The sequence below is a fragment of the Streptomyces sp. Q2 genome (genome assembly GCF_056820935.1).
In genome coordinates this window covers 247,728-270,891 of record NZ_JBXEJE010000003.1, presented here as the reverse complement: position 1 = coordinate 270,891, position 23,164 = coordinate 247,728, and the positions used below count along the sequence as shown (strand labels likewise).

Below are 23,164 nucleotides of genomic sequence, written 5' to 3'. Positions count from 1 at the left end.
AAAGCCTTTTCGGTTCATTTCCGTCGAGTTCAGCGCCACCACATCCATCGTCCCGAACGGCCGGGCCACCACGGCCCGCCGCCACACCAGGGGGATCGCCATGGGGAGTACGGCCGGACCACGTGGACGCATACACCGACTCGCCACCGGGGCCATCGCGTTGCTCGCCGCCGCGAGCCTGGTCACGGCCTGTGGGTCCGGGGACGGCGGTTCGGACGGCGAGGGAGGCGCAGCGGCCGACGTCAGGGGAGCCGACGACGGCACCACGCTGACGATGTGGACCCGCGCCGCGACCCGCCCGCAGAGCGAGGCCCTGGTCGAGGCGTACAACGCGAGCCACAAGAACAAGATCGAACTCACGGTCGTCCCCACCGACGACTACCAGGCCAAGGTCGGTGCCGCCGCCGGATCCCGCGACCTCCCGGACCTCTTCGCCTCCGACGTGGTGTTCGTGCCGAACTACACCACCAGCCGTCTCTTCACCGACCTGACCGAACGCATCGACGCCCTGCCCTACGCCAAGCACCTGGCCCAGTCGCACATCAAGGCCGGTACCCACGAGGGGAAGAAGTACGTCGTGCCGCACACCCTCGACCTGTCGGTGCTCTTCTACAACAAGGACCTCTACCGCAAGGCGAAGCTCGACCCCGACGAGCCGCCCACCAGCCTGGGCGAGTGGGACCGGCAGGCGCGCGCCGTGGACGCACTGGGCGCAGGCGTCAACGGCACGTTCTTCGGCGGCAATTGCGGCGGCTGCGGCGTCTTCACCTGGTGGCCGTCCATCTGGGCCGCGGGCGACGAGGTGATGAACACGGAGGGCACCGAGGCCGCCCTCGCCTCCGACACCGCGAAGAAGGTCTACGACACCTACCGCGGCTGGGTGGACGACGACATCGTGGCCCCCGGCGCACGCGACGAGACGGGCACCACCTGGACCGGCATCTTCCCGAAGGGCAAGGTCGGCGTGATGCCCATGCCGTCCACCACCCTGGGCCTGATGCCCAAGAACCTCGACCTGGGCGTCGCGCCCATCCCCGGCCCCGACGGCGGCAAATCCACCTTCGTCGGCGGTGACGCCATCGGCATCTCCGCCACCAGCAAGTCGGCCGACCAGGCCTGGAACTTCCTCGCCTGGTCCCTGGGCGACAAGGCACAGGTCGAGGTGGTCGCCGCGCACAAGGACGTGGTGGCGCGCACCGACCTCGCCTCCAACAAGTACTCCAAGGCCGACCCGAGGCTGGTGACGATCAACGAGCTCGTCGCGGTCGGCCGTACCCCGTACGCGCTGAAGTTCGGCCAGACCTACAACGACCCCAACGGGCCCTGGCTCACGCTGATGCGCAACGCCGTCTTCGGTGACGCGGCGTCCGTCGACAAGGACAACGAGGCGGTCAGCGCTTCGCTGGCCGACTGACGGGACGATGGTGAGCGCAAGCGCTCCGCGCTCCCGCACGTCGTACGGCCGACCCCTCGCACGTCACACGGCAGCAGAGGAGAGCCATGCAGGTGAAGGCGCCCGACCGGGCGGCCGCCGAGCAACGGGTCCGTCCGCAGCAGCCGGCGCGTCGGCGCCCTGCCGCCACAGCCCTGTGGCACTCGCGCAGGGTCCAGGGCCTCGGTTACGCCGCCCCCACGGCCCTGTTCGTCGCGGTCTTCTTCCTGCTGCCCCTGCTGCTCGTCGGCAAGATGTCGCTCAACGACTGGCCGCTGCTCGCGGGCGACCAGGGCGGCAACGCTCCCGAGAACTACACCGACGTCACCGACAGCACACTGTTCTGGCCCGCGGTCCGCTTCACCCTCCTCTACACCGTGATCGTGACGGTCGTCCTCCTCGCACTGGCGCTCCTCCTCGCCCTGCTGGTGCAGGAGTCCCGCCCCGGCGCGGGCTTCTTCCGCACCGTCTACTTCCTGCCCGGCGCCCTGGGACTGGCCTCCGCCTCCCTGCTGTTCTGGGGCCTGTACAGCCCCACCACCGGCCCTCTCAGCCGTGTGCCGGAAAGACTCGGCCTCGCCGACGATCCGGTTTCCTTCCTCGGCACCCCGACCTCCGCCCTGCTGTCGACGGTGTTCCTCGTCGTGTGGAAGTTCGCCGGCTTCTACATGCTCATCCTCCTCGTCGGTCTCCAGCGCATCCCCCACGAGGTGTACGAGGCGGCGCGCATGGACGGCGCGGGCCGCGGCCAGATCTTCCGCTCCATCACCCTGCCGCTCCTGCGACCGTCCCTGGCCCTGTCCCTGCTGCTCTGCGTGACCGGATCACTGCTCGCCTTCGACCAGTTCTTCATCCTGACCAAGGGCGGACCGGACAACAGCACCGTCACCATCGTGCAGCTGATCTACCGCGAGGCCTTCCAACGCCTGAACCTCGGCACCGCGGCGGCCCTCTCGATCATCGTGCTGGCCGCGCTGCTCCTGCTCAACGCCCTGCAGTTCCGCGGCCTGCGCCGCGCCGACGAATCCTGAGGAGGGATGCCACGGTGCTCACCCGAGCCCTGGGCCGGACACCCCACTACGTCGTCGCCGCCGGACTGGCCGTCATCTTCCTCTTCCCCCTGCTGTGGAACGCCTGGGCATCGGTCAGCGCCCAGCCCGGCACCGCACAGGAGTCCGGCTACGGCCTCGGCAACTACCGGACACTGCTCGACTACGACGCCGGCCTGTGGCGCTACCTCCTCAACAGCACCCTCGTCTCGGCGCTCACCGTCGCCCTGACCCTCACCGTGTCCCTGCTCGGCGGCTACGCCTTCGCCCGCTTCGACTTCCCGGGCAAGAACCTGCTGTTCCTGCTGACACTGGCCATCCTCATGGTCCCCTACGCCACCCTGCTCATCCCGCTCTACGTGCTGCTCGGCAGGCTGCACCTGCAGAACTCGCTGATCGGGCTGAGCCTGGTCCTGGCCATGTTCCAACTGCCGTTCGCCACCTTCATGATGCGGATCTCCTTCGAGGCGGTACCGCGCGAACTGGAGGAGTCGGCGCTCGTCGACGGCTGCGGCACGGCGGGCGCACTGCGCCGGGTCCTGCTCCCGGCGGTCCGGCCGGGGCTGATCACCGTGGGGCTCTTCGCCTTCCTCGCCGCCTGGAACGACTTCATCGCCCCGCTGATCCTCATATCCGACAGCGAGAAGGCGCCCCTGCCGCTGGCCGTCGCGAACCTGCGCCAGCAGAGCATGGGCGCCGTCGACTACGGCGCCACCGAGGCCGGTGTGGTGGTCCTCGCCGTGCCCTGCCTCCTCCTCTTTCTCCTGCTGCAACGCCACTACGTACGGGGCTTCATGTCGGGCGCGCTCAAGGGCTGAACACGGAGGGCTCCGGGTGGCTCGCAAGCCCGCTACAGATACGGACAACCGAAGGGACGTACCGAAGGCATGAACTGGTGAGGGAGAACACGGCACGATCACACGTCCTGCCGGTGGCACCGACCCGGGGCCGGCTGCGACCGCTCGGCCTCGACGAGGTCAGGATCACCGGCGGCTTCTGGGCCGGACGCCGGCAGACCAACGCCACCGCCACACTCGGCCACTGCCACGACTGGATGGAACGCGTCGGCTGGATCGGCAACTTCCGCGCCGTCGTCGGGGGCCGCATCCAGCACGACCGGAGTGGCCGCGAGTTCGCCGACTCCGACGTCTACAAGCTGCTCGAAGCCATGGCCTGGGAGTTCGGCCGCAGCGGTGGTACAACGCTCGACGCGGAGATCGCCGCGCTCACCGAGTCCATCGCCCCCGCCCAGGAACCGGACGGCTACCTGAACACCGCCTTCGGCCGCCCCGGACAGCAGCCCCGCTACAGCGACCTCGAATGGGGCCACGAACTGTACTGCTACGGCCACTTGATCCAGGCCGGAGTGGCCCAGCTCCGGACCACAGGCGAGCAGGAGCTCGCGAAGATCGCCCGGCAGGCCGCCGACCACGTGTGCGCCACCTTCGGTCCCGGCGGCATCGAGCGGGTCTGCGGACACCCCGAGATCGAGACGGCGCTCGTCGAACTGGCCAGGGCGACGGGGGAGCAGCGGTACCTCGACCAGGCCGCGCTGTTCGTCGAACGCCGCGGACACCGCACGCTCGCCGACATCGAGTTCGGCCGGGCCTACTACCAGGACGACCTGCCCGTACGCCGAGCCACCGTCCTGCGCGGGCACGCCGTCCGCGCCCTCTACCTCGCCGCCGGGGCGGTCGACGTGGCCGTCGAGACCGGCGACGACGCTCTGCTCGCCGCCGTCGTACGGCAGTGGGAGACGACGGTCGCCCGCCGGACCTACCTGACCGGCGGCATGGGCTCCCACCACCGCGACGAGTCCTTCGGCGACGACTTCGTCCTGCCGCCCGACCGCGCCTACTCGGAGACCTGCGCCGGCGTCGCCTCCGTGATGCTCAGCTGGCGGCTGCTGCTGGCCACCGGCGAACCGCGCTTCGCCGACCTGGCCGAACGCACCATGTACAACGTGATCGCCACCTCCCCGTCCGACGACGGCCGGGCCTTCTTCTACGCCAACACCCTGCACCGGCGCCGCCGCGGAACCGTACCCGCGCCGGACGCCGAGAGCCCGCGAGCCGAATCGAGCCTGCGCGCCCCCTGGTTCGCGGTGTCCTGCTGCCCGACCAACGTGGCGCGCACACTGGCCCAGCTGCCCACGTACCTGGCGACGGCGGACGACCACGGCATCCAACTGCACCAGTACGCCGACGCGGAGATCACCACCTCCCTCACCGCGGACCGGCCTCTGGCCCTGCGGGTCCGCACCGACTACCCGGCCGGCGGCCACGTGACCGTGCGGATCGACCGGTCACCGCCCGACGCCTGGACTCTCTCGCTGCGTGTCCCCGCGTGGACCGAGGGCGCCACCGCATGGCTCGTCGACGCCGACGGCGCGCGCAGCGCCGTCGCGCCAGGCACCGCCAGAATCACCCGCGTCTTCCTGCCCGGCGACGAGATACGGCTCGAACTGCCCGTGGCACCGCGCTGGACCGGTGCCGATCCGCGCATCGACGCGATACGCGGCACCGCGGCCGTCGAACGCGGGCCACTGGTGTACTGCGCCGAGTCCGTCGACCTTCCGGGTGGACACGACGTCGACGCGATCCGGGTGGAGCCGGGGGCCGAGCTCCAGGACGGACCGGACGGCGCTGTCGTCGCGCCCGGCGGACTCGCGGTAGCGGGTGGTCCGAGCGAGACCGCATGGCCCTACCGCCCGCTCGACCGAGCCACCCCCACGCCCGCCGACAGCGATGGCATCGTCCTTATCCCCTACCACTCCTGGGCGAACCGCGGCCCCTCGACGATGCGGGTCTGGCTGCCGACGACGGAATCGGACGACGCCACGGGGGGATAGCCGTCCAAGGGGACGGTCGGCAGGACGGGACCTCGACGACCGCCCCGTCGACACCGGAGATCACCCCCGCGCCGCCCTGTCAGCCGTGGGAGACGTTCAGCCCGTAGAACGCGACCCGCGCCCCCTTCGTGGTGCTGTCGGAGGACGACTGGTTGTAGGAACCGGCCTTGAAGTACTGCTTGTACGGGAAGAACGACGAGGGAATCGCGTAGTGCGTGGTGCTGCCGTCGACCGTCAGGTCGATGGTGTCGCCGCCGGAGACGGCGATGGTGTAGCTCCATGTCTTTCCGACCGGGACATGTCCCACGGTGTGCAGGGTCTGGCCGCCCGCGGGCGAGTTCTCGGTGCCGACGACGATGTCACCGCTCGCCCGGTAGTACAGCTCCACCAGCGGTTTGGTGGAGGAGCCGCCGGAGCCGAGGTGGATCTGCCCCACGCACACGTTGGAGGTCATCGAGACCACGCGCAGGGTCGCACTCAGCCGGTGGCTGCCGCGCAGCGGCCAGTCGGCCGCGCCGCCGTCGCGGTTCATCTCGCGCAGTTCGGAGCGGGCGTACTTGGAGTTGGGAGTGGTGACGCCCTTCTCGGGTGCCCAGAAGGTCATCGCACCGTCGCGGGTGTCGGTGTAGAAGTACGCGTCCTGGTAGCCGGCGGGCCCCTGCAGCCGGGACGAGGAGATGGTCGTGGGCTTGCCGGGGGAGCCCACGGGTTCCTGCAACTGCCAGACCGACAGATCGAAGTTGCCGCCGGGGGCGACCTTCGGATCGGCGGCCTCGGCGGTGGAGCCGCCCAGGAAGGCCGCGGTGGTGATGGTGGCCATGACGGTGGCCGTCGCGAGAACTCTGGTTCGGGTCATGGGGCCGTCCTTCAGTGATCGTGGGGGAGGAGAAGGCGCCGTTCAGATGGATGAACACGGAGCGCACCCGTGAATTGGTGTGCGTGTCGCGACGGTAAAGGTCTGGACCAAGCTCGTCAAGTGTCCGCGCCCGGCGAGGAATTGGGGCACGGATCTTGACCCTCACGGATTCCGGGCTTAACGTTCCCGCGTTTGCAGAGAATTGAAACGATTCAATCAATTACTTGGGGCGACACATGCAGAAGTCCATTCCGCGGCGTGGCGGGATACCCCGGCGCACGGTGCTCGCGGCCTCCCTGGCCGCCGGCGCCACCACGGCGTTCGCCGCCGTCGGCTCGACGGATGCCGGCGCCTTCCCCCTGACAGGTCGTCAGGGCCTGTCCGGCGACTGGTTCGCCGGCCCGCCGCGGTCCGTGCGCCCCAAGTTCCGCTGGTGGTGGCCGGACGGTCTGGTCGACCCGGCGGAGGTCGCCCGTGAGATCGACCAGATCGCCGACGCCGGCTTCGGCGGAGCCGAGATCGCCGCCGTCCACCACAGCATCAAGGACAAGTCCGCCCTCGACACGGCCCACCACGGCTGGGGCAGCACCGCCTGGCGTGACGGCGTCGAGGCGGCCCTGCGCCAGGCCGCCCGACGCGGCCTGACCATCGACCTCACCCTCGGCCCCAGCTGGCCCGTCGCCGTCCCCGGCGTCACCCCCGACGACGACACCGCCGCCCAGGAACTCGCCTACGGCCGTGCCTCCGTCCCCGCCGGCACCACCTACCAGGGACCGGTCCCCGAACCCGTGCACAAGGCCGCCTCCAGCGTCACCCGGCGCCGCCTGCTCGCCGTCCAGGCCGCCCGCGTCGAGCCCGCCAACGCCACCCGCAAGGAGACCGGCCTCGACCTCGCAGGCGTCCGCGACCTCACCACCACCGTCCGCGACGGCACCCTGACCTGGACCGCCCCCGCGGAGGGCGACTGGGTACTGATCTCCTACTGGCAGCGCGGCACCGCCCAGCAGCCCGAGTCCGGCCCGCACTCCTCCCCGGCCGCCTACGTCGTCGACCACTTCAGTCCCGCCGGCACCGCCGCCGTCACCGGCTTCTGGGAACGCGCCGTCCTGACCGGCACGGTGCGGCGACTGCTCAAGGCCGGGGGCGGCGCCTTCTTCGAGGACTCCATCGAACTGGAGACCGATTCCCTCGTGTGGACCTCCGCCCTGCCCGACGCCTTCGAGCAGCGCACCGGCCGCTCCCTCCTGCCGTACCTGCCCGCGCTTGTCCTCGACAAGAGCAACCCCGTCTTCGCTTTCGAGGCGCAGCTCACCCGGCAGATCCGGCACGACTTCTGGGAGACCGTCTCCCACCTCTTCAACACCCACCACGTCACCGCCCTGCGCGACTGGGCGCACTCGCTCGGCATGTCGCTGCGCGCGCAGCCGTACGGCCTGCAGACCGACGCCATCGCCTCCGCGGCGATCCTGGACATCGCGGAGGGCGAGTCGCTCGGCTTCAAGAACCTGGACGACTACCGATGCCTGGCCGGCGGTCGGGACATGGCCGGGCACACCGTGCTGTCCTGCGAATCGGGCGCCTACAACGGCTCCGCGTACAGCACGACGTGGGACAGGTTCCTGCGCACCATGGGCGGCGCCTACGCGGCCGGTGTCAACCAGACGGTCGTGCACGGCTTCTCGTACGCCACCGCCCCCGGGGTGAGCTGGCCCGGCTTCGCCGCCTTCAGCCCCTACAACGGTACGGCCGGCTACGGCGAGTCCTGGGGGCCCCGCCAGCCCGCCTGGCGGCACGCCGAGGACATCACCGGCTACCTCGGCCGCGTGCACCAGGTCCTGCAGACCGGTACCCCGCGCGCCGACGTCGCCATCTTCCGCCAGACCGGCTACACCGCCACCGGCATCGGCGCCTCCTGGTTCACGGCGACCGGCGTACCGCTCGGCTGGACCCACCAGTTCCTCAGCGGACCGCTCCTCGACCTGCCGGCCGCCCGCGTCTCCGGCGGCCGCCTCGCGCCCAACGGCCCTGCCTACAAAGCCCTGTTCGTCGAGGGGGACTTCTTCTACGGCTCCACCGCGACCCTCGCACTCGACGACGCCCGCAAGCTGCTGAGCCTGGCCCGGGCAGGACTGCCGATGGTCCTGCTCGGCGCCTTCGACCAGGCGCTCACCCCGGGCGTGCCCGATCAGGGCGAGACGGACGCACTGCGCGAGGTCCTGACACGCCTCCTTGCCCTGCCGCACGTCACCGCCGTCACCGACAAGGCCGCCGTCGGGGACGCCCTCACCGCCCTCGGCATCACCCCCGACGCGCGCTACGCCACCCCTTCCACCCTCCTCAACAACCACCGGGTCAGCGCCGACACCGACTTCTACTACCTCTGCAACGGCAAACACGCCGAGACCGTCAAGCCGCCCGTCGCGACCATCGACCACGACGTCACCCTGCGCCGCACTCGGCGCGGCGCCACCGTGCCCTACCAGCTCGATCCGTGGACGGGCGAGGCGACGCGCATCGCCCGCTACACCCAGGTCGGCGACGCCATCACCGTGCGTGTCACCCTCGACCCCGGCCAGGCCGCGGTCGTCGCGCTCGGCAGACCGGGACTCTTCGGCGACCGAAACGGCAGCAGCCCGCACGCCGTGTCCGGCGACGCCGACCGGGTGCTCTTCACCGACCGCGGCCTGGCCGTGCGCGTCTCGGCACCGGGCACCTACACCACCCGTCTCTCCCAGGGCCGTACGGTGACCACCAGGGTGCCCGCGGTGCCCGGCCCCGTCACCCCGGACCGCTGGCAGCTCGACGTCGAGGACTGGTACCCCGGCGCGGATGCGACCAGCACAGACATCGTCCGGCGTACGCTCACCCTCGACGCCCTGCTGCCCTGGTCGCAGATCCCCGAACTGGCCGACTCCGCCGGCATCGGCCGCTACCGCACCACCGTCGTCCTGCCCTCCGACTGGACCTCGTCCCACGGCGCGTACCTCGAACTGGGCCAGGTCAGCGACACCTTCCGGGTCTCCGTCAACGGTACCCGGACGGGCCCCGCCGACCGACTCCACCCGGTCGTCGACCTGGGCGGTCACCTGCGGCGCGGCGTCAACGTGATCGAGGTCGAGGTGGCGACCCCACTCATCAACCGCCTCCGCGTCGCCCAGCCGGCCGTCTTCGGCGCCACCGCCCGCCAGGCGTACGGGCTCACGGGCCCCGTCCGGCTGGTGCCGTACGTCCAGGCCGCGGTGCGCCCGTGACGTGAGGCCCTGGGGGCGGTAACCGGCCCGCCCCCCAGGGGTACTTCCTGGCGCTTCCTGCGCTTCCTGCGCTTCCTGTGGTTACGCCAGAGCGCGGCCCCGGCCAGATCGCGGCCGCGGCCAGGGCGAGGATGTGCTGGGCGAGTCGGACAGCGCCGCCCTCGCTTGGTCCGGCCCGCCGTGCGTGCACAGCGAAGCGCGGACTCACGCGGGTCCGGTATCGGGCCCACCTGGTCGACGGCTGCCCGGCTTGCACCGGCCTGATCGGGCTTGCCTTGGCGTGTACTGACTCACACGGGCCCGGCTATGAGTTGGCTGACAGCCATGACCACTTCCCTGCGTGCAATGCGGGGGGTGGGAATTCGGTGGAAGACGGAGCCGCCCGGCTGAGACGCTCTGACCATGAGTCGCCACCAGCCCGACGACGCGTCCCACCCCTCCTGGCTGGGAGAGCCGATCGACGCTCGCCCGCTGTTCGGGCAAGAGCTGGCCTCGCTCCTCGACCTGCTACGCGGTCTGCGGCGCAGTGAGTGGAGCAGAACCGCGGTCCCGGGCTGGACCGTGCACGATCTTGCCGCCCACATCCTCGGCGACTACCACGGCCGCCTCGGCTGGAGCACAGAGGGCCACCAGCGCGCCATGGCGACCGGAGAGACGCTGGAAGCGTTCATCCACCGGGTCAACCAGGAATGGATCGACCTCCACACGGATCACCGCCCCGCCGAGCTCATCGAGGCCCTGGAACGAGCCGGGACCCAGGTCACGCGTCAATTCGAGGGCACCGACCTCGGCGCAGCGGGCCTGGGAGTGTCCTGGGCAGGGGTCGACCCGGCGCCCAAGTGGCTGGACACCGCCCGGGAGTTCACCGAGTACTGGACCCACCGCCAGCAGATCCGCCTCGCCACCGGCCGGGGCACCGACCCGGAGCCCAACGCTCTGTCCGCGGTTCTGGACACCTTCATGCGGGCCTTGCCCCACACATTGCGTCACACACCCGCACCCGCCGGGACGCAACTCCAGGTGGTCATCGGTGAGCCGGTCGTCGGCGCCTGGACCGTGACCGCCACGGCGGAGCGCTGGTCACTGGCCGAAGCACCCAGTGGCCGGCCGACCGCATCGATACGGCTGGACCCAGAGACCGCCTGGCGACTCTGCACCCGCGGCATTGAGCCTGACACCGCCCTCGCCCGGGCCCACATCGGCGGAGAGCGCCAGATCGCCGAAGCCGCCTGTCAGATCGTGTCCATCGTCTACTGACGACGTTGCGCAGAAAGGTAGTTGGCCAGAGGTCCGGTCGCACTCGTCCCGGAAGCCGGGGGACGGTGACGCCGCTTCCCGGCTCCCGCCGCCCCTACGCGCGGGACATCCGCTTCTAGCGGCGGACTGTCCCGCCGACGTCGACGGAGACCTTCTCGGCCCCGATCCGCCGCATGCGCTCAGTGCCCCATTCTCCCAACGAGGTCAGGGCCGTGTTGAGCGAGACGCCGTGCTCCGTCAACGAGTACTCGACCTTCGGTGGCACTTCCCGGTACACCTCACGATGCACGAGCCCGTCATCTTCCATCTCCCGAAGATGCTGAATCAGCATCTTCTCGCTGACGCCCGGCAGACCGCGTCGAAGCTCGGCGAACCGGCGGGTCCCGTAGTGGTGCAACTCCCAGAGGATCAGCGACTTCCACTTGCCGGCGACCACGTCCATCGCCGCGTCGATGCCGCAGAAATAGGGACCACGTCGTGCTGATGTCGCCATCCGCCCCTCCTGGACGTGCTTACCCGCGAGTGAGTACCTCACTAATTAGTCCGTACTGGTCAACCCTACCGGCGGCGAAGAGGATTCAGTTGAAGGACGAACACGAGGGGGAATCCCAAACATGACAACCGACAACAGCGTCCAGGTGAGTGTGCTCGGGCTGGGGGCGATGGGCGGTGCGCTCGCGGGCGCCCTGGTGAAGGCCGGGTACCCGACAACGGTCTGGAACCGCTCACCGGGGAAGGCGGACGACCTCGTTGCGCAGGGCGCCGAAGCCGCTGCCACGGCCGGCGACGCGGTCCGCTCCAGCCGGTTGGTGATCGCGTGCCTGCTGGACCACGCGTCGGTCCACGAGGTGCTCGACCCGCTTTTCACCGAGCTGGCCGGACGAACCCTGGTCAACGTGACCACGATGTCCCCGGCCCAGTCACGGGAGTTGGCCGCCTGGGCCGCCCACGCCGGGATCGCGTATCTGGACGGCGGCATCATGGCCGTACCGCACATGATCGGCGGGCCCGGAGCCTCGATCCTCTACAGCGGATCGGCCGAGGTCTTCAGTCGGTACAAGCCGCTGCTCGACGTGTGGGGAACCAGCACCTACTTCGGTGAGGATGCCGGACTGGCGTCCCTGTACGACCTCGCCCTGCTCGCGGGGATGTACGTCATGTTCGCCGGATTCATGCACGGCGCCGCCATGGTCGCCCCGGCCGGGGTGACGGCGGTCGAGTTCGCCGCTCAGGCCACGCCTTGGCTGACTGCCATGACCAGCGCCTTCCATGGATTCGCCGCAGTCATCGACGGCGGGGACTACACCGTCGAAGGGCAACAGAGCCTGCGGTTCTCCGACCTCAGTGACCTCCTGGCCGCCAGTTCCGACCAGGGCGTCAGCACCGAGGTGATCGCCATGGTCCAGCGGCTCATCCAACGGCAGACTGATGCAGGCCATGGAGAGGAAGGCTTCGCCCGCATCATCGAGAGCATCAAGCAACCGGGCCGGGCCGCTTCTCTCAGCCGTTCGTGATCAGGGCAGGGGAGCTGCCGACCACGTCATGGCTTGCATGGCCGCGGTGACTGTCCCATAGTCCGAGGTATGGACGAGCGCGAGGCGGCGCTCCGACAGGCACACGGCCATGCCGTCAGCTGGCTGGCCAGCCTGTCCGACCGCCGCGTTCCCGCCCGCGCCTCGGTCGACGAGATCGTGCGCGCGCTCGGTGCCGAGCTGCCCGACGGTCCCAGCGCGCCCGCCGACGTCGTCGACCTGCTGGCCACGGCCTGTGAGCCGGGGCTCACCGCGTTCCCCAGCGGCCGCTTCTACGGCTTCGTGGTCGGTGGTACCGAGCCGGCCGCGCTGGCCGCGGACTGGCTGGTCAGTGCCTGGGATCAGAACTGTGTGATGCGTGCTGTCTCGCCCGCCTACACGGCGGCGGAGGACGTCGCGAGCACGTGGCTGCTCGATGTGCTCAGCCTGCCCAGCGACAGCGCCGTGGGTTTCACCACGGGTGCCACGATGGCGAACTTCACCTGCCTCGCCGCCGGGCGCGACGCGGTGCTGCGGCGCGCCGGCCGGGACGTCGCCCGCGACGGACTCGCGGGCGGGCCGGCCGTGCGCGTCATCGTCGGCGAGGCCCGCCACATGGCCATCGACCTGACGCTGCGCTACCTGGGACTGGGCAGACCCGAGCTGGTGAAGGCGGACGATCAAGGTCGCATCGAGCCCGACGCCCTGCGGCACACCCTGGCAGCCGGCGGCCAGAGCCCCACGATCGTGATCCTTCAGGCCGGAGACATCCACTCCGGCGCCTTCGACCCCTTCGTCGAGACCATCCGGGCCGCACGCGACGCGAACGCATGGGTGCACATCGACGGCGCCTTCGGATTGTGGGCCGCCGCCTCCCCGATCCACGCCCATCTGACGTCGGGCTGCGCGAACGCCGACTCCTGGGCGACGGATGCCCACAAGACCCTGAACGTCCCCTACGACTGCGGCCTCGCCGTCGTGCGTGACCAGTCCGCGATGCGGGCGGCGATGGGCCTGCACGGTGACTACCTCATCCAGGACGAACACGGCGACCCCATCGACAAGGTCCCCGAGCTCTCCCGGCGCGGCCGGGCCTTCACCGTGTGGGCAGCACTCAGGTCCCTCGGCCGATCAGGTGTGGCCGACCTCGTCGAGCGGCTGTGCCGACACGCCTCCGCGTTCGCCGCCGGCATCGCCGGGATCGACGGTGCGACAGTCCTCAACGACGTGGTGTTCACCCAGGTCTGCGCCGAGTTCGGCGACGACGAGCGCACGGAACGGGTACTCGCCCGGCTGCTCGACGACGGCACGGCGTGGATCAGCGGCTCCACCTGGCAGGGTCGCCGTGTCATGCGGATCTCGGTGAGCAACTGGTCGACGACCGACGACGACGTGACGCGTGCCCTCGACGCGATCAGGCGCGCCTCCCTCGGTGCCTGATATGAAAGCCGCTGTCTCGAGGGGACGTGCGGAAGACACTTCACGCACCCGGGCCGGGATCCGGATGCACGGCCGACTCGATGCCGGCGCGGGCCGCTTCGAGCTGGGCGGCGAACGCGATGCCGAGGAAGAGCGCGACGGCCGTGAGGTTGGCCCACAGCAACAGGGCGATGAAAGCGGTGAGCGGTCCGTACACGGCGCCGAAGGCACCGCTCTTTTCGACATACAGGGCGAGCAGCCATGTGGCCGACACCCACAGCAGGAGGTGGACGGCAGAGCCGAAGGCCAGCCACGTGTAGCCCGGCTGCACGCGACGCGGTGACCACCGGAAGATCACGGCGGACGCCAACCAGGCCAGCGCAAGTCCCACCGGGATGTCGAGCACGCCCCACCATGCGGGTCCGCCGCCCTCCCGCCCGGTGGAATCCGCGACCGCGTCGCCGACGGCCTCGCCGGCGACGAGTACGACGAAGCCCAGAACCAAGGGCAGACCGGCCGAGAGGGCCAGGATCAGTGCCCTGGCGTACTTGCGCGGGAAGGGACGGTCGCGCTCGATGCCGTAGATGCGGTTGGCGCCACGCTCGATCTGCCCCATGGCCGAGGCCAGGTTCAGCAGCGCGAACGCCAGACCGAGCCAGAGGGCGAGCGTGCTCCACACGTCGCCTTGGGCACTGCGCCGGGTGCCGTCGAAAGCGTCCTCGACGATGTCGGCGCTGGCACCCGGCACGACCCGGCCGAGGGTGAGCTCGATGATCCGGCCCACGCCCTCCGTGTGCACCGAGGTGGCCAGCCCGACGAGCGCCACGGTGCACGGCACCAGGCCGAGCACCACTTGGAATGCCAGCGCGCGGGCGTTGGTGAAGCCGTCCGCGTAACGGAACCGGGCGAAGGAGTCGGTCAGCAGCCGCAGGCCTCCGTAGTGGCGCAGCGCGGTGAACGCTTCGTCTCCGGAGAGTTCCTCTCCGATCATGTCCCGGGTCTGGGGGACGTGGACAGCGGTTCCCATGGCGTGGACGCTCCCTTGTCGTGCGGTTGCTTCCTGTCCGGTTGCCCCGTGAACCTTCCTGTCCGACTGCGTACTACGTACTCCTGTGCATGTGCCGCGGGACGGGCTGAATGTCCAGGGCAGCCATCTTCGGTCACTCGCGTCCCGGAGGTACACGTACGTACGGTTCGGGTCAGCGGGCCGTTTCGACGTACGACGCCAGGTTGGCCAGCGAGGAGGCCATCCCGGCTTCGTGGACCGCCTGGTCGATGCCGGGTGGCACGTCCGTGGCGGTGACGGTCACCTCGGTCCCGTCGCCGGCGGCAGCGAGGTACCAGGTCATCGTCATGGTGCCCGCGTACGACGGATCATCGGCCTCGAACACCGCCCGCTGCACCACGCGCTCCGGTGGCACCAGCTCGGCGAACGCGACATCGACGACATCCGTCGCAGCTGAGGTCTTGCCAGGGCTGTCGGCGGGGTCGAGGTAGGTGAGGACCATCCGGAACCCGCCACCAGGCCGGGGATCCCACCGCTCCAGCCGCCCGCGCATACCGTCCGGCGGCAGCCAGGCCTCGAGCGAATCCCGGTCGAGGAGGGCGCTGTAGACGGTCGCCGGTGGTGCCGCGATCACCTGGCTGGCGCGGTCGATCCTGCTCATGGTCCGATCCTAGGACCGAAGTGGTTGCACTGAGGCCCGGGCGACCGGTGGTTCGGTGGTCAGGCCGGATTCCGGCGCCGGCTCGCCCCCGGTTCGGCTCGCAGCTCCGACACAGGGCCGCTTTCCGCGAAGCGGGACTCGGCTCCCATGTTTCGCGGGGTTGCCGCTTCCTACGGCGTGTCCTGTGCCGGCTGGTTGCTTGCCGCGCGGGCTCGCCGGACCAGGGCGTACGAGCGGGTGGTCTGACGCATGACCAGGTTCTGCAGCGCCAGTTGGAGTCCTCGGTCGACGTTCGCTCCCACCATGAGCCAGAAGTCGGCGGCGTGGTCGGCGTACGCCTCCGGGTGACGTAGCACCAGGTGGTCGTAGCGTTCCGCCGCACGGTCCCGCCACTGCTGGGCCTCCTGGTGCCGGCCCGCGACCCGGAGGACGAGCGCGAGATGGGAGGTGTACTCGGGATCGTCGCTCGTCTCCACCAGGGGGCGCAGGTGGGCGATGGCGGCATCGAGGGCTCCCAGGGAGAGGTCGACCTCGGCGAGGTGGCCGGTCGCGGGGGCGTAGCCCGGGACCCGGCGCCGGGCTGCCTCGAACCACCCCCGGGCCGTGGGCAGATCGCCCTGGCGCAGCCACATCACACCGCGCCGGAAATCCAGTTGGGCGAGAGGGAAGGGTGAGACACCTCGGTAGCTGCGCTGCGCCTCGTGGAACACATGCTCCGCCTCGTCGGTCTCGCCCTGTTCCGCATGGAAGACGGCCAGGGCACTCAGCCTCGTGAGGTCCGACTGGTGAGGGGCCGCTTTCGTGAGCAAGGACCGGGCTTCGGCGTAACAGCCCACCGCCTGCAGGATCGCGGCCCGTTCTCCGTCCAGGGTGGCCTGCGCCGCTCCCATGCGCCCCGCCGCGTCGAGGTCGGCCATGGCTTCGGCGAACCGGTGCAGGGTCGCCCCTGATCGGGCTCGGGCCAGCAGGGCGATGCTGTCCTCGGGCGCGTCGCATACGAGCCGGTCGGCGAGCTGCGCGGCATGGTCGTAGTCGGTGACGCGGCCCAGGAGATGGCCGCGCAGGGTGAGCAGGTCGACCAGGACCGCCTGCTGTGCGACGGCGAAGGGGGTGGCGGATTCGGATCCCGGCCGCTGTTGTGCCGCCAGGCCGTCGATCTGGGCCGACAGGTTGATCAGGGCTATGGTGCCGTTCGTCGTGACCGGCCAGTGGTCGTCACGGACGGGCCGGGTCGTCATGCGACTTCCTCCTGCGGCTGCTGCGGCGCCGACACTGCGGCGAGCAAGGTCATGATGTCCGGCGGGTTCGGGTTCGGGGCCACCAGGTAGGGGAACTCGTGCGTGGCCGGCTGGGTCGCATGGTCGACGCCGTCACTGATGCGGGGTCCGTCGACGCCGTTCACGAGAAGCGTGTAGAGGGTGTCCACGATGTCGTCGTTGGGTGCCCGGCCGCCGCAGGTGGTGTGTTCGCGTCCGGCGAGCAGAGCGGTCTCGATCTCGAAGCAGCTGTTCTCGGAGAACGGCTTCGAGGCGTCGACGACGAGGAAGTCGGCCAGGAACAGCTCGGTCAGCGGGTGTGCGGCCTGCTCGTCCAGCGGCCAGACGGTCTCACCGTCGAGGCGGTCGAAGAAGGCCAGATTGGCGTTGAACCGCGCCCGGTAGGCCCCGGCGTAGTCCTGTCGTACGGCGAAGGCGTCCTCCTCGTTGTAGAGGTCGCGGACGTCGATGTCGCTGTTGACGGGGTCGAACTTCTTGCTCGCGAGGATGACGTTCTTGATCTCCGGCCGGCCCACGCGCTCCAGCCGGACAGGGCGTCCGCCGGAGGTCACGGTCTCACCCACGATGCCGAACAGGGGGCCGCTGTCCGGGCCGAACACCGCCTCGGTGTCGACCTCGATGACGATGCTCAGAACGTTCATGCCATGCACGGGGTTGGCCGCGTCGGGCTGGAAAGCCAGTTTCTCCGTGGCTTCCGTGGCCACGACGCCCGCGAGGTTCATGAAGAACGGGTCGAGCCGTGGCCCGGCGAAGATCCTCAGCCCCGCTGCCTCGGTGGGCGCCTCGTCGCCGACGGGGAAGAGGACATGGTCGCCGTTCGGCGCCGTGCAGGTGCCTGTCTGCAACGGTTCGTCGCCGCCGGGGACCTGGCCGGGAGCGGCGAAGGTGAAGTCGAATGCGTACTTGGTGTCGCCGACGGTGAACGCGGCCCCCTCGGCCGCCCGCGCGACCGGCCGGCCCCGCAGGCGGTAGGTGATCGCGTCGGAGAACAGCGCCGTGGGAGCGGCGGCCGGGAACATGTCGAGGACGATCACCAGTCGGCCGGGCCGGTCCGGGCTGGGGAAGGCGAAGACGTCGGTGACGTCGGACGCGGGATCGAAGAGGATGCGCGGTCCGGAGAAGTGATCCGCCATCGAGGACTCCTTGGGGTGGGAGGCAGGACGAGCCCTTTTTGAGGCAAGGGAACTCACAGCCGGAACGGCATGCGGCGGAATGCGAAGGGGGTGCGTTGACAAACCGTAAACAGCAAACTGATGATGTAATCAGTTATGTGGAAATGCTCAGATGGTGGGCCCAGTCAAACTGCGCGCAGGCTGGAAAAACCTGGTGTGTGGCGTATGCGCAATGTCCCGTAACCGCATCGGCCTGGCTTGTTCGAGCTGCCGCACCGCGCCGGCCCGCAAGGGGGGCGCGAGACTCCAAGGAGAGGTGCCATGAGCGAGAAGGATCTGCACGCGAGGTTCCACGAGCTGCCCGAGGCCGTCCGCGAGAAGGTCGACTCCGCGTTGGCGGACGCCAAGATCGCGCTCAAGCTCCGTGTCGCCGAGATTCTGGCCGACAAGGAGGACATGGCCGAGCACGCCGTCACGACGGCCGGGCACGTCGGCGCCAAGAGCGGCGAGGTGTCCGAGCTGACGACGATCCTGCCGCTCAAGCCGAACGGCGCCGAGCGGCTGCGGAAGTTCTTCAGGCTGCTGGGCGGAAACCTGGCCGGCGCCGGCCAGGTCGGCACGCTGCACAACATGCGGTTCGTGTTCCTCGACGACGACACGAAGCTGCTGTTCGCGACCGCCTTCGACGGCGAGTGGGACCCGTACATCGACGACTTCGCGACCAAGATCCCCGAGATGATGGACTACATGTTCAACAACGTCGAGGGCTGGCCCGGCATCGCCTCGCCCGACGTGAAGGACTTCATCGTCAAGTACCAGATCCCGGCCGAGGCATGGTTCGTCGCCCATCCCCACCTCACCGTCGCGGAGGCCGGCCGGCTCAAGCGGCAGGACGCCGCGCTGCAGACCTTCCTGACCGAACTCAACTGAGGCAGCGCTCCATGCCCTCCCCCTTCCGGCGCCTGCGCCGACCCCCCACCCTGGATCTTGGCGACATCCAGGCGACCTTGCTGCGGGCCCGGCCCGAGCCCTACTTCGGCACCCACGCGATCCTGGAGATCACCGAGCCGGCCGCGGGCAAGGACCTGCTGCGCCGGCTGGCGCCGCGGGTGACCTCGGCGGACCGCTGGGACGAACCGCAGGCGTCCTGGCTGGCCCTCGCCCTCAGCTGCCAAGGACTGGTGGCGCTGGGCGTGCCGCAGGAGTCCCTGGCCTCCTTCCCGGCCAACTTCCGTGCCGGGATGACCGCCCGCGCCGAGCGGCTGCGAGACACCGGCCCGAACGCGCCGGAGCGCTGGGAGTTCCCGTTCGGGAGCCCGCGCGTGCATGTCGCAGTCAGTGTCTACGCCGCGAGCGAGGACGACTGGCGTCGCGAAGTCGCGGCATACGAGAAGAAGTTGGGTGACGTGCCCGGGGTGCGGCTGCTGTCGCACCAGGACTTCGCGGCCGACGGGTTCAATGTGTTCGGCTACCGGGACGGGTTCAGTCAGCCGGTGGTCGAGGGGAGCGGGGCGGAGCCGCTGCCGGGCGACGGGAGGCCGATCAGGGCCGGCGAGTTCGTCCTGGGTCGCCCGAGCGAGACGGGTCTTCAGCTGCCCGTGCCGGCTCCGGACGTCCTCGGCCGCAACGGCACGTACGTGGTCTTCCGCAAGTACCACTCCCACGTCGCCGCCTTCAACAGGTTCCTGGACGACAACGCCTCCACCGAGGCCGAACGCGAGTTGCTGGCCGCCAAGTTGGTGGGACGCTGGCGCAGTGGCGCCCCACTGGCCCTGGCCCCGGAACGCGACAACCCGGCCATCGGCGGGGATCCGAACCGGATCAACGACTTCGACTACGCCGTCGACCCGCGCGGGCTGCGCACCCCGCTGGGCTCCCACATCCGCCGGATGAACCCGCGCGACACGAAACTGACGGTGCTCACCGACGTCAACATCCGCCGGATCATCCGGCGTGGCACCTCCTACGGCAGTCCGCTGCCCACGGACCGGCTCAAGGACGACGGCCAGGCGCGCGGCCTGGACTTCATCGCCCTGGGCGCCCGTGCGATCGACAACGTCGAGTTCCTGCAGAGCGAGTGGGTCGGCTCCGGCAACTTCGTGGGCCTCGGCAAGGAGAAGGACCCGATGATCTCGTCGCAGGACAAGGGCGCGTACTTCACCGTGCCCGGGACCCCGCCCCGCAGGGTGCAGGGCATCCAGTCCTTCAACACCCTGCTCGGCGGCGAGTACTTCTTCATGCCGAGCCTGTCCGCCATCCGCTGGCTGAGCACCTGACCCGCCCCATCGAACGGCTGTCGGCGGGCGCTGCCACCACACCTTCCACGGTGCCCGGTACGAAGCATGGATACGCGGTCCGCTGTCGCCCCCCGGAGACCGACGTCGCGTTCTACCGGAGGCTCCTTCTCCTGCCCGAGCCCAAGGCGCAAGGACAGGGGAGCGCTGGGTCCTGCCTGACGCGGGATGTCTGCGACGCTTACGGGGCCGAGGCCGAGGGAGGGGTATGCGGTTCCGGCTCCCGGGCACCGGCACCGGCCCCCGACGCCTCCACCAGTACCTCCCCGGCCGCCCTCCGCACGTACAACACCGACCGCCCGGCCCGCCGCCGCTCGACCAGCCCCGCGTCCAACAGCACCCGCAGATGCCGCCCCACCGACCCCAGTCCCTGCCCGGTCACGGCGACCAACTGCGTCGTACTCATGGGAGTCCCCAGCAGCACCAGCAATCCGGCCCGCGCAGTCCCGATGAGCGCGCCGAGCCCGGCCGGGACGGGCCGCCGGTCGTGGTCCTCGGCGAGCACCCCGAGACACGGGTAGACGACGGCGTAGCGCTCCTGTCCCTCCCACGAGACCCACCCGGCCCCCGTCGTCACCGGCATGAACAGCAACTCGGCCCCGGCGGCGACCTCCCGCGGGGGATACGCGTGCGGGTTGACCTGGAACCGGTTCTCCCCGAGCCACCGCGTCCACGGCCGCAGCTCGTCCAGCAGGGCCGCCCAACCGCTCTGGCCCACCCGCGCGGTCCGCGCGACCATGTCGGCCTCCAGGACGCGCCGCCGCCGCTCCCAGTACGGCCGTACGGTCTCCTCCCACACGTAGGTCAGGAGCGCGGCCGCCCGCTCGGGCAGGTCGTCCCGCTCCAGGGCGGCAGGGAGCGGGCTCCTGAGGGACACGAGGAGGTTGGCCCTCGCCTCCTCGGCCCTGGCCGCCCGCACCCGGGCCACGGTCTGCTCGAAGCTCTCCCCCTCGCACGAGGTGGGGCAGAAGAAGTCGGCGATCCAGGACGTGCCGAGTGCCGCCCGCACGAGCAGCGCGGCCACCGGGTCGGCCGCGAGGCGCGCGCTGTAGCCGGGCAGGTGCGCGCGCAGCCAGGTCTTCTCGCCCGGATGGGCGCCGGTCCCCGCGTGCAGCAGTTTCAGGCTCGCGAAGGTCTCGGCGAACGGCGAGAGCACGAACCGACTGCGGGCCAGGGTGTCGGTGTCGATCTGCCACAAGCCCATGCGTACGACCTTTCGCGTGTCGGCGAAACAGTAAACACGGCTCCTGGGACGCTCCGATACTTCGGCGCATGCGCAGCTACCGCTCCCTGCTCCGCGCCCCGGAGTTCACCCCGTTTCTGCTCTCGTTCGCCGCTTTCGCCGCGGCCCAGACGATCGGGGGCCTGGCCCTCGCCACGCTGGTGTTCCGGGCCACCGGCTCCCCGCTGCTGTCGGCGGTGAGCATGTTCGGCCCGCAGCTGGCGCAGTTGCTGGGGGGCGCGTTCCTGCTCTCGGGCGCCGACCGCCTGCCCCCGCGCGCGGCCCTGTCCGCGCTCGCCCTCGCCTTCGCGGCCGGCACGGCGGTGCTGGCGCTGCCCGGCCTCCCCATCCGGGCGGTCTTCGCCGTCGTACTCCTGCAGGGCCTGGTCGCGTCGCTGGGCGGGGGAGTGCGCGGGGGACTGCTCAACGAGATCCTGCCCAAGGACGGCTATGTCCTGGGCCGTTCGGTGTTCAACATGCTCTGGGGCCTGACACAGATGGCCGGATTCGCGACGGGCGGCGCGCTGCTGGCGCTCCTGTCCCCCCGGACCTGCCTGCTCCTCGCGGCGGGGCTGTACGTGATGTCGGCCCTCGTCACCCGCCTGGGCCTCACGGCCCGCCCGCCGCGCTCGTCCGGCCGCCCGTCCGTCTCGGCGACCTGGCGCACCAACGCCCTCCTGTGGTCCTCACGTCCCCGCCGCCTGACGTACCTGGGCCTGTGGGTCCCCAACGGCCTGATCGTCGGCAGCGATTCGCTCTACGTCTCCTACGCCCCCGCGGCCGCCGGCATGCTGTACGCGTTCGGGGCACTGGGCATGTTCGTGGGCGACATGGCGGTGGGCCGCCTCGTACCACCCGCGGCGCGCCCCCGTCTGGCGACCCCGCTGCGCCTGCTGCTGGCGGTTCCCTACCTGTTCTTCGTCCTACGGCCGGGAGTGGCGCTGTCGGCCGTGGCCGTCACCGTCGCCTCCGTCGGCTTCGCCGCGAGCCTGGTCCTGCAGGAACGCCTGATGTCCCTCACCCCCGACGACCTCGCGGGCCAGGCCCTCGGCCTGCACGCCACCGGCATGGCCGCCCTGCAAGGCGTCGGTGCCGTCCTCGCGGGCACGCTGGCCCAACTGTCCTCCCCGGCAACGGCGATGACGCTGATGGCGGCCGGATCGGTCACCGTGACCCTGACCCTCGCGGCGCTGGGCAGGCGAGAGGAACGACAGCCGGCCGTCCCCGGTGCCCGTCCGGGCGCCGTGTCGGAACCCGCCCCCACGGACTAGGGTCTGCCCGCGGATCGGGCTCTACAGCCGGCCGTGTCGACCGTGTGCGGCGGGCTGACGTGGGCGACCCACTGGACGAACGCCAGTGCCCGGAGGGCCGGATCCTTCTGGACGGTCCACGCCACCCCCGGGTGGCCCGGCAGGAGCAGCGTCCTGCCGGGCAGGCGCGCCGCCCATCGCTCGCGCGGACCTCAGTCGCCGGATTGCTGCTCATGCCGGTGGGTCCCACGGGCAAGCTCTTGCAGGATGTCGTGCTCGCTCTTCCCGGTCATCCGGGCCATCGTGCGCAACAGCTGCGCGCACAGGGCCGCGGTTCCGTCCATGAGGGCCTCGGTCGCCATGGGGTCCTCGCGTCGCCGTTCGGCAACGTACTCGGACAGCAGGTCATCTCCTGACACGTAGGCGGTCATGAACTCGATGCCGGCGCGGATGCGGTCGTAGTCGCTACTCATGGGCGAACGATCGCATAGTGGGGCCGTCATGGCTGAGCCTGCCCTGCTTTTTCGCAGCGTGGCCGGAGGCGGTCGTTCGTAAGATCGCCCGACGGGGGTTTCGGGTGTGGCCCCTGAGCTTGTCGCCGGTCGATGGCCCGATGGCCCCACATGACTACTGGCAGGGGCCAAGGGGCCAAGGGGCCAAGGGGCCCGCACCCTGGAATTCGTCGTGCGGGGTGCGGGCTGCCCTTGGCGCGTGTG

Annotated in this window: 19 protein-coding genes; 11 read left to right on the top strand and 8 right to left on the bottom strand. The window is 70.4% G+C overall.

The genetic code is table 11. The features are described 5' to 3' along the window. Positions 1 to 100: 100 nt before the first annotated feature. The 4 genes from ACWBNA_RS05580 (at position 101) to ACWBNA_RS05565 (ending at position 5,332) form a co-directional block, all read left to right on the top strand. Positions 101 to 1,414 carry an ABC transporter substrate-binding protein gene (locus tag ACWBNA_RS05580; protein ID WP_482702886.1) on the top strand — a complete coding sequence of 438 codons (1,314 nt, stop codon included), beginning with the start codon at positions 101 to 103 and terminating at the stop codon, positions 1,412 to 1,414. A gap of 86 nt (positions 1,415 to 1,500) precedes the next feature. Further along, positions 1,501 to 2,463 (top strand): carbohydrate ABC transporter permease, encoded by a 963-nt coding sequence (locus ACWBNA_RS05575; RefSeq protein ID WP_482702884.1) that lies wholly within the window; start codon positions 1,501 to 1,503, stop codon positions 2,461 to 2,463. A 14-nt stretch (positions 2,464 to 2,477) separates the two neighbouring features. Further along, positions 2,478 to 3,299 carry a carbohydrate ABC transporter permease gene (locus ACWBNA_RS05570; protein WP_383864138.1) on the top strand — a complete coding sequence of 274 codons (822 nt, stop codon included), beginning with the start codon at positions 2,478 to 2,480 and terminating at the stop codon, positions 3,297 to 3,299. Positions 3,300 to 3,406: 107 nt separating this feature from the next. Continuing rightward, on the top strand, positions 3,407 to 5,332 hold the full coding sequence (locus ACWBNA_RS05565; RefSeq protein ID WP_482702987.1) for a glycoside hydrolase family 127 protein: 1,926 nt from the start codon (positions 3,407 to 3,409) through the stop codon (positions 5,330 to 5,332). Positions 5,333 to 5,411: 79 nt separating this feature from the next. Here ACWBNA_RS05565 and ACWBNA_RS05560 read toward each other — a convergent pair whose 3' ends face one another. Further along, positions 5,412 to 6,188, bottom strand: a complete 777-nt coding sequence (locus tag ACWBNA_RS05560; protein ID WP_482702882.1) for a polysaccharide lyase family 7 protein — start codon at positions 6,186 to 6,188, stop codon at positions 5,412 to 5,414. 236 nt (positions 6,189 to 6,424) lie between these two features. On the opposite strand from ACWBNA_RS05560, the gene ACWBNA_RS05555 reads away from it, so the two are divergent. Next, the gene (locus ACWBNA_RS05555) at positions 6,425 to 9,439 is read left to right on the top strand and encodes a glycosyl hydrolase (protein ID WP_482702880.1); all 3,015 of its coding nucleotides are present in this window, start codon (positions 6,425 to 6,427) and stop codon (positions 9,437 to 9,439) included. A 402-nt stretch (positions 9,440 to 9,841) separates the two neighbouring features. After that, a complete protein-coding gene (locus ACWBNA_RS05550; RefSeq protein ID WP_482702879.1) occupies positions 9,842 to 10,696 on the top strand; it encodes a maleylpyruvate isomerase family mycothiol-dependent enzyme in 855 nt (284 codons plus the stop codon). Between the two features lie 115 nt (positions 10,697 to 10,811). On the opposite strand, the gene ACWBNA_RS05545 is transcribed toward ACWBNA_RS05550, so the two are convergent. Continuing rightward, positions 10,812 to 11,189, bottom strand: a complete 378-nt coding sequence (locus tag ACWBNA_RS05545; protein ID WP_482702877.1) for a winged helix-turn-helix transcriptional regulator — start codon at positions 11,187 to 11,189, stop codon at positions 10,812 to 10,814. A gap of 121 nt (positions 11,190 to 11,310) precedes the next feature. Here ACWBNA_RS05545 and ACWBNA_RS05540 point away from each other — a divergent pair, with 121 nt between their 5' ends. Together ACWBNA_RS05540 and ACWBNA_RS05535 are read left to right on the top strand one after the other, a co-directional pair. Next, a complete protein-coding gene (locus tag ACWBNA_RS05540; protein ID WP_482702875.1) occupies positions 11,311 to 12,210 on the top strand; it encodes an NAD(P)-dependent oxidoreductase in 900 nt (299 codons plus the stop codon). Between the two features lie 69 nt (positions 12,211 to 12,279). After that, positions 12,280 to 13,647 (top strand): pyridoxal phosphate-dependent decarboxylase family protein, encoded by a 1,368-nt coding sequence (locus tag ACWBNA_RS05535; RefSeq protein WP_482702873.1) that lies wholly within the window; start codon positions 12,280 to 12,282, stop codon positions 13,645 to 13,647. 40 nt (positions 13,648 to 13,687) lie between these two features. Here ACWBNA_RS05535 and ACWBNA_RS05530 read toward each other — a convergent pair whose 3' ends face one another. From ACWBNA_RS05530 to ACWBNA_RS05515, 4 genes are all read right to left on the bottom strand, one after another. Beyond that, the gene (locus ACWBNA_RS05530) at positions 13,688 to 14,653 is read right to left on the bottom strand and encodes a YihY/virulence factor BrkB family protein (RefSeq protein WP_482702871.1); all 966 of its coding nucleotides are present in this window, start codon (positions 14,651 to 14,653) and stop codon (positions 13,688 to 13,690) included. A 172-nt stretch (positions 14,654 to 14,825) separates the two neighbouring features. Further along, on the bottom strand, positions 14,826 to 15,293 hold the full coding sequence (locus ACWBNA_RS05525; RefSeq protein ID WP_482702869.1) for an SRPBCC family protein: 468 nt from the start codon (positions 15,291 to 15,293) through the stop codon (positions 14,826 to 14,828). Positions 15,294 to 15,463: 170 nt separating this feature from the next. After that, on the bottom strand, positions 15,464 to 16,531 hold the full coding sequence (locus ACWBNA_RS05520) for a tetratricopeptide repeat protein (RefSeq protein ID WP_482702867.1): 1,068 nt from the start codon (positions 16,529 to 16,531) through the stop codon (positions 15,464 to 15,466). After that, a complete protein-coding gene (locus ACWBNA_RS05515) occupies positions 16,528 to 17,703 on the bottom strand; it encodes a DUF4331 family protein (protein WP_482702865.1) in 1,176 nt (391 codons plus the stop codon). Before ACWBNA_RS05515 ends, ACWBNA_RS05520 begins: the two co-directional genes overlap by 4 nt. Before the next feature lie 300 nt (positions 17,704 to 18,003). Between ACWBNA_RS05515 and ACWBNA_RS05510 the strand changes: the two genes are divergently transcribed. After that, complete coding sequence (locus ACWBNA_RS05510) at positions 18,004 to 18,612, top strand: hypothetical protein (RefSeq protein WP_482702863.1); 609 nt, start codon at positions 18,004 to 18,006, stop codon at positions 18,610 to 18,612. Positions 18,613 to 18,623: 11 nt separating this feature from the next. Next, positions 18,624 to 19,958: a Dyp-type peroxidase gene (locus ACWBNA_RS05505; protein WP_482702861.1), complete on the top strand. Its 1,335-nt coding sequence runs from the start codon at positions 18,624 to 18,626 to the stop codon at positions 19,956 to 19,958. A gap of 199 nt (positions 19,959 to 20,157) precedes the next feature. Here ACWBNA_RS05505 and ACWBNA_RS05500 read toward each other — a convergent pair whose 3' ends face one another. Next, on the bottom strand, positions 20,158 to 21,180 hold the full coding sequence (locus ACWBNA_RS05500; RefSeq protein ID WP_482702859.1) for an ArsR/SmtB family transcription factor: 1,023 nt from the start codon (positions 21,178 to 21,180) through the stop codon (positions 20,158 to 20,160). 68 nt (positions 21,181 to 21,248) lie between these two features. Here ACWBNA_RS05500 and ACWBNA_RS05495 point away from each other — a divergent pair, with 68 nt between their 5' ends. Beyond that, positions 21,249 to 22,469 carry an MFS transporter gene (locus tag ACWBNA_RS05495; protein ID WP_482702857.1) on the top strand — a complete coding sequence of 407 codons (1,221 nt, stop codon included), beginning with the start codon at positions 21,249 to 21,251 and terminating at the stop codon, positions 22,467 to 22,469. A 191-nt stretch (positions 22,470 to 22,660) separates the two neighbouring features. Here ACWBNA_RS05495 and ACWBNA_RS05490 read toward each other — a convergent pair whose 3' ends face one another. Next, complete coding sequence (locus ACWBNA_RS05490) at positions 22,661 to 22,921, bottom strand: hypothetical protein (protein WP_217238459.1); 261 nt, start codon at positions 22,919 to 22,921, stop codon at positions 22,661 to 22,663. Positions 22,922 to 23,164: the final 243 nt, after the last annotated feature.

What these genes read in the sequence shown, in the direction of transcription:
- ACWBNA_RS05580 (WP_482702886.1), top strand. Translation starts at nt 101, where the DNA reads ATGGGGAGTACGGCCGGACCACGTGGACGCATACACCGACTCGCCACC.
- ACWBNA_RS05575 (WP_482702884.1), top strand. Translation starts at nt 1,501, where the DNA reads ATGCAGGTGAAGGCGCCCGACCGGGCGGCCGCCGAGCAACGGGTCCGT.
- ACWBNA_RS05560 (WP_482702882.1), bottom strand. Translation starts at nt 6,188, where the DNA reads ATGACCCGAACCAGAGTTCTCGCGACGGCCACCGTCATGGCCACCATC.
- ACWBNA_RS05555 (WP_482702880.1), top strand. Translation starts at nt 6,425, where the DNA reads ATGCAGAAGTCCATTCCGCGGCGTGGCGGGATACCCCGGCGCACGGTG.
- ACWBNA_RS05550 (WP_482702879.1), top strand. Translation starts at nt 9,842, where the DNA reads ATGAGTCGCCACCAGCCCGACGACGCGTCCCACCCCTCCTGGCTGGGA.
- ACWBNA_RS05545 (WP_482702877.1), bottom strand. Translation starts at nt 11,189, where the DNA reads ATGGCGACATCAGCACGACGTGGTCCCTATTTCTGCGGCATCGACGCG.
- ACWBNA_RS05540 (WP_482702875.1), top strand. Translation starts at nt 11,311, where the DNA reads ATGACAACCGACAACAGCGTCCAGGTGAGTGTGCTCGGGCTGGGGGCG.
- ACWBNA_RS05535 (WP_482702873.1), top strand. Translation starts at nt 12,280, where the DNA reads ATGGACGAGCGCGAGGCGGCGCTCCGACAGGCACACGGCCATGCCGTC.
- ACWBNA_RS05530 (WP_482702871.1), bottom strand. Translation starts at nt 14,653, where the DNA reads ATGGGAACCGCTGTCCACGTCCCCCAGACCCGGGACATGATCGGAGAG.
- ACWBNA_RS05525 (WP_482702869.1), bottom strand. Translation starts at nt 15,293, where the DNA reads ATGAGCAGGATCGACCGCGCCAGCCAGGTGATCGCGGCACCACCGGCG.
- ACWBNA_RS05520 (WP_482702867.1), bottom strand. Translation starts at nt 16,531, where the DNA reads ATGACGACCCGGCCCGTCCGTGACGACCACTGGCCGGTCACGACGAAC.
- ACWBNA_RS05515 (WP_482702865.1), bottom strand. Translation starts at nt 17,703, where the DNA reads ATGGCGGATCACTTCTCCGGACCGCGCATCCTCTTCGATCCCGCGTCC.
- ACWBNA_RS05510 (WP_482702863.1), top strand. Translation starts at nt 18,004, where the DNA reads ATGAGCGAGAAGGATCTGCACGCGAGGTTCCACGAGCTGCCCGAGGCC.
- ACWBNA_RS05505 (WP_482702861.1), top strand. Translation starts at nt 18,624, where the DNA reads ATGCCCTCCCCCTTCCGGCGCCTGCGCCGACCCCCCACCCTGGATCTT.
- ACWBNA_RS05500 (WP_482702859.1), bottom strand. Translation starts at nt 21,180, where the DNA reads ATGGGCTTGTGGCAGATCGACACCGACACCCTGGCCCGCAGTCGGTTC.
- ACWBNA_RS05495 (WP_482702857.1), top strand. Translation starts at nt 21,249, where the DNA reads ATGCGCAGCTACCGCTCCCTGCTCCGCGCCCCGGAGTTCACCCCGTTT.
- ACWBNA_RS05490 (WP_217238459.1), bottom strand. Translation starts at nt 22,921, where the DNA reads ATGAGTAGCGACTACGACCGCATCCGCGCCGGCATCGAGTTCATGACC.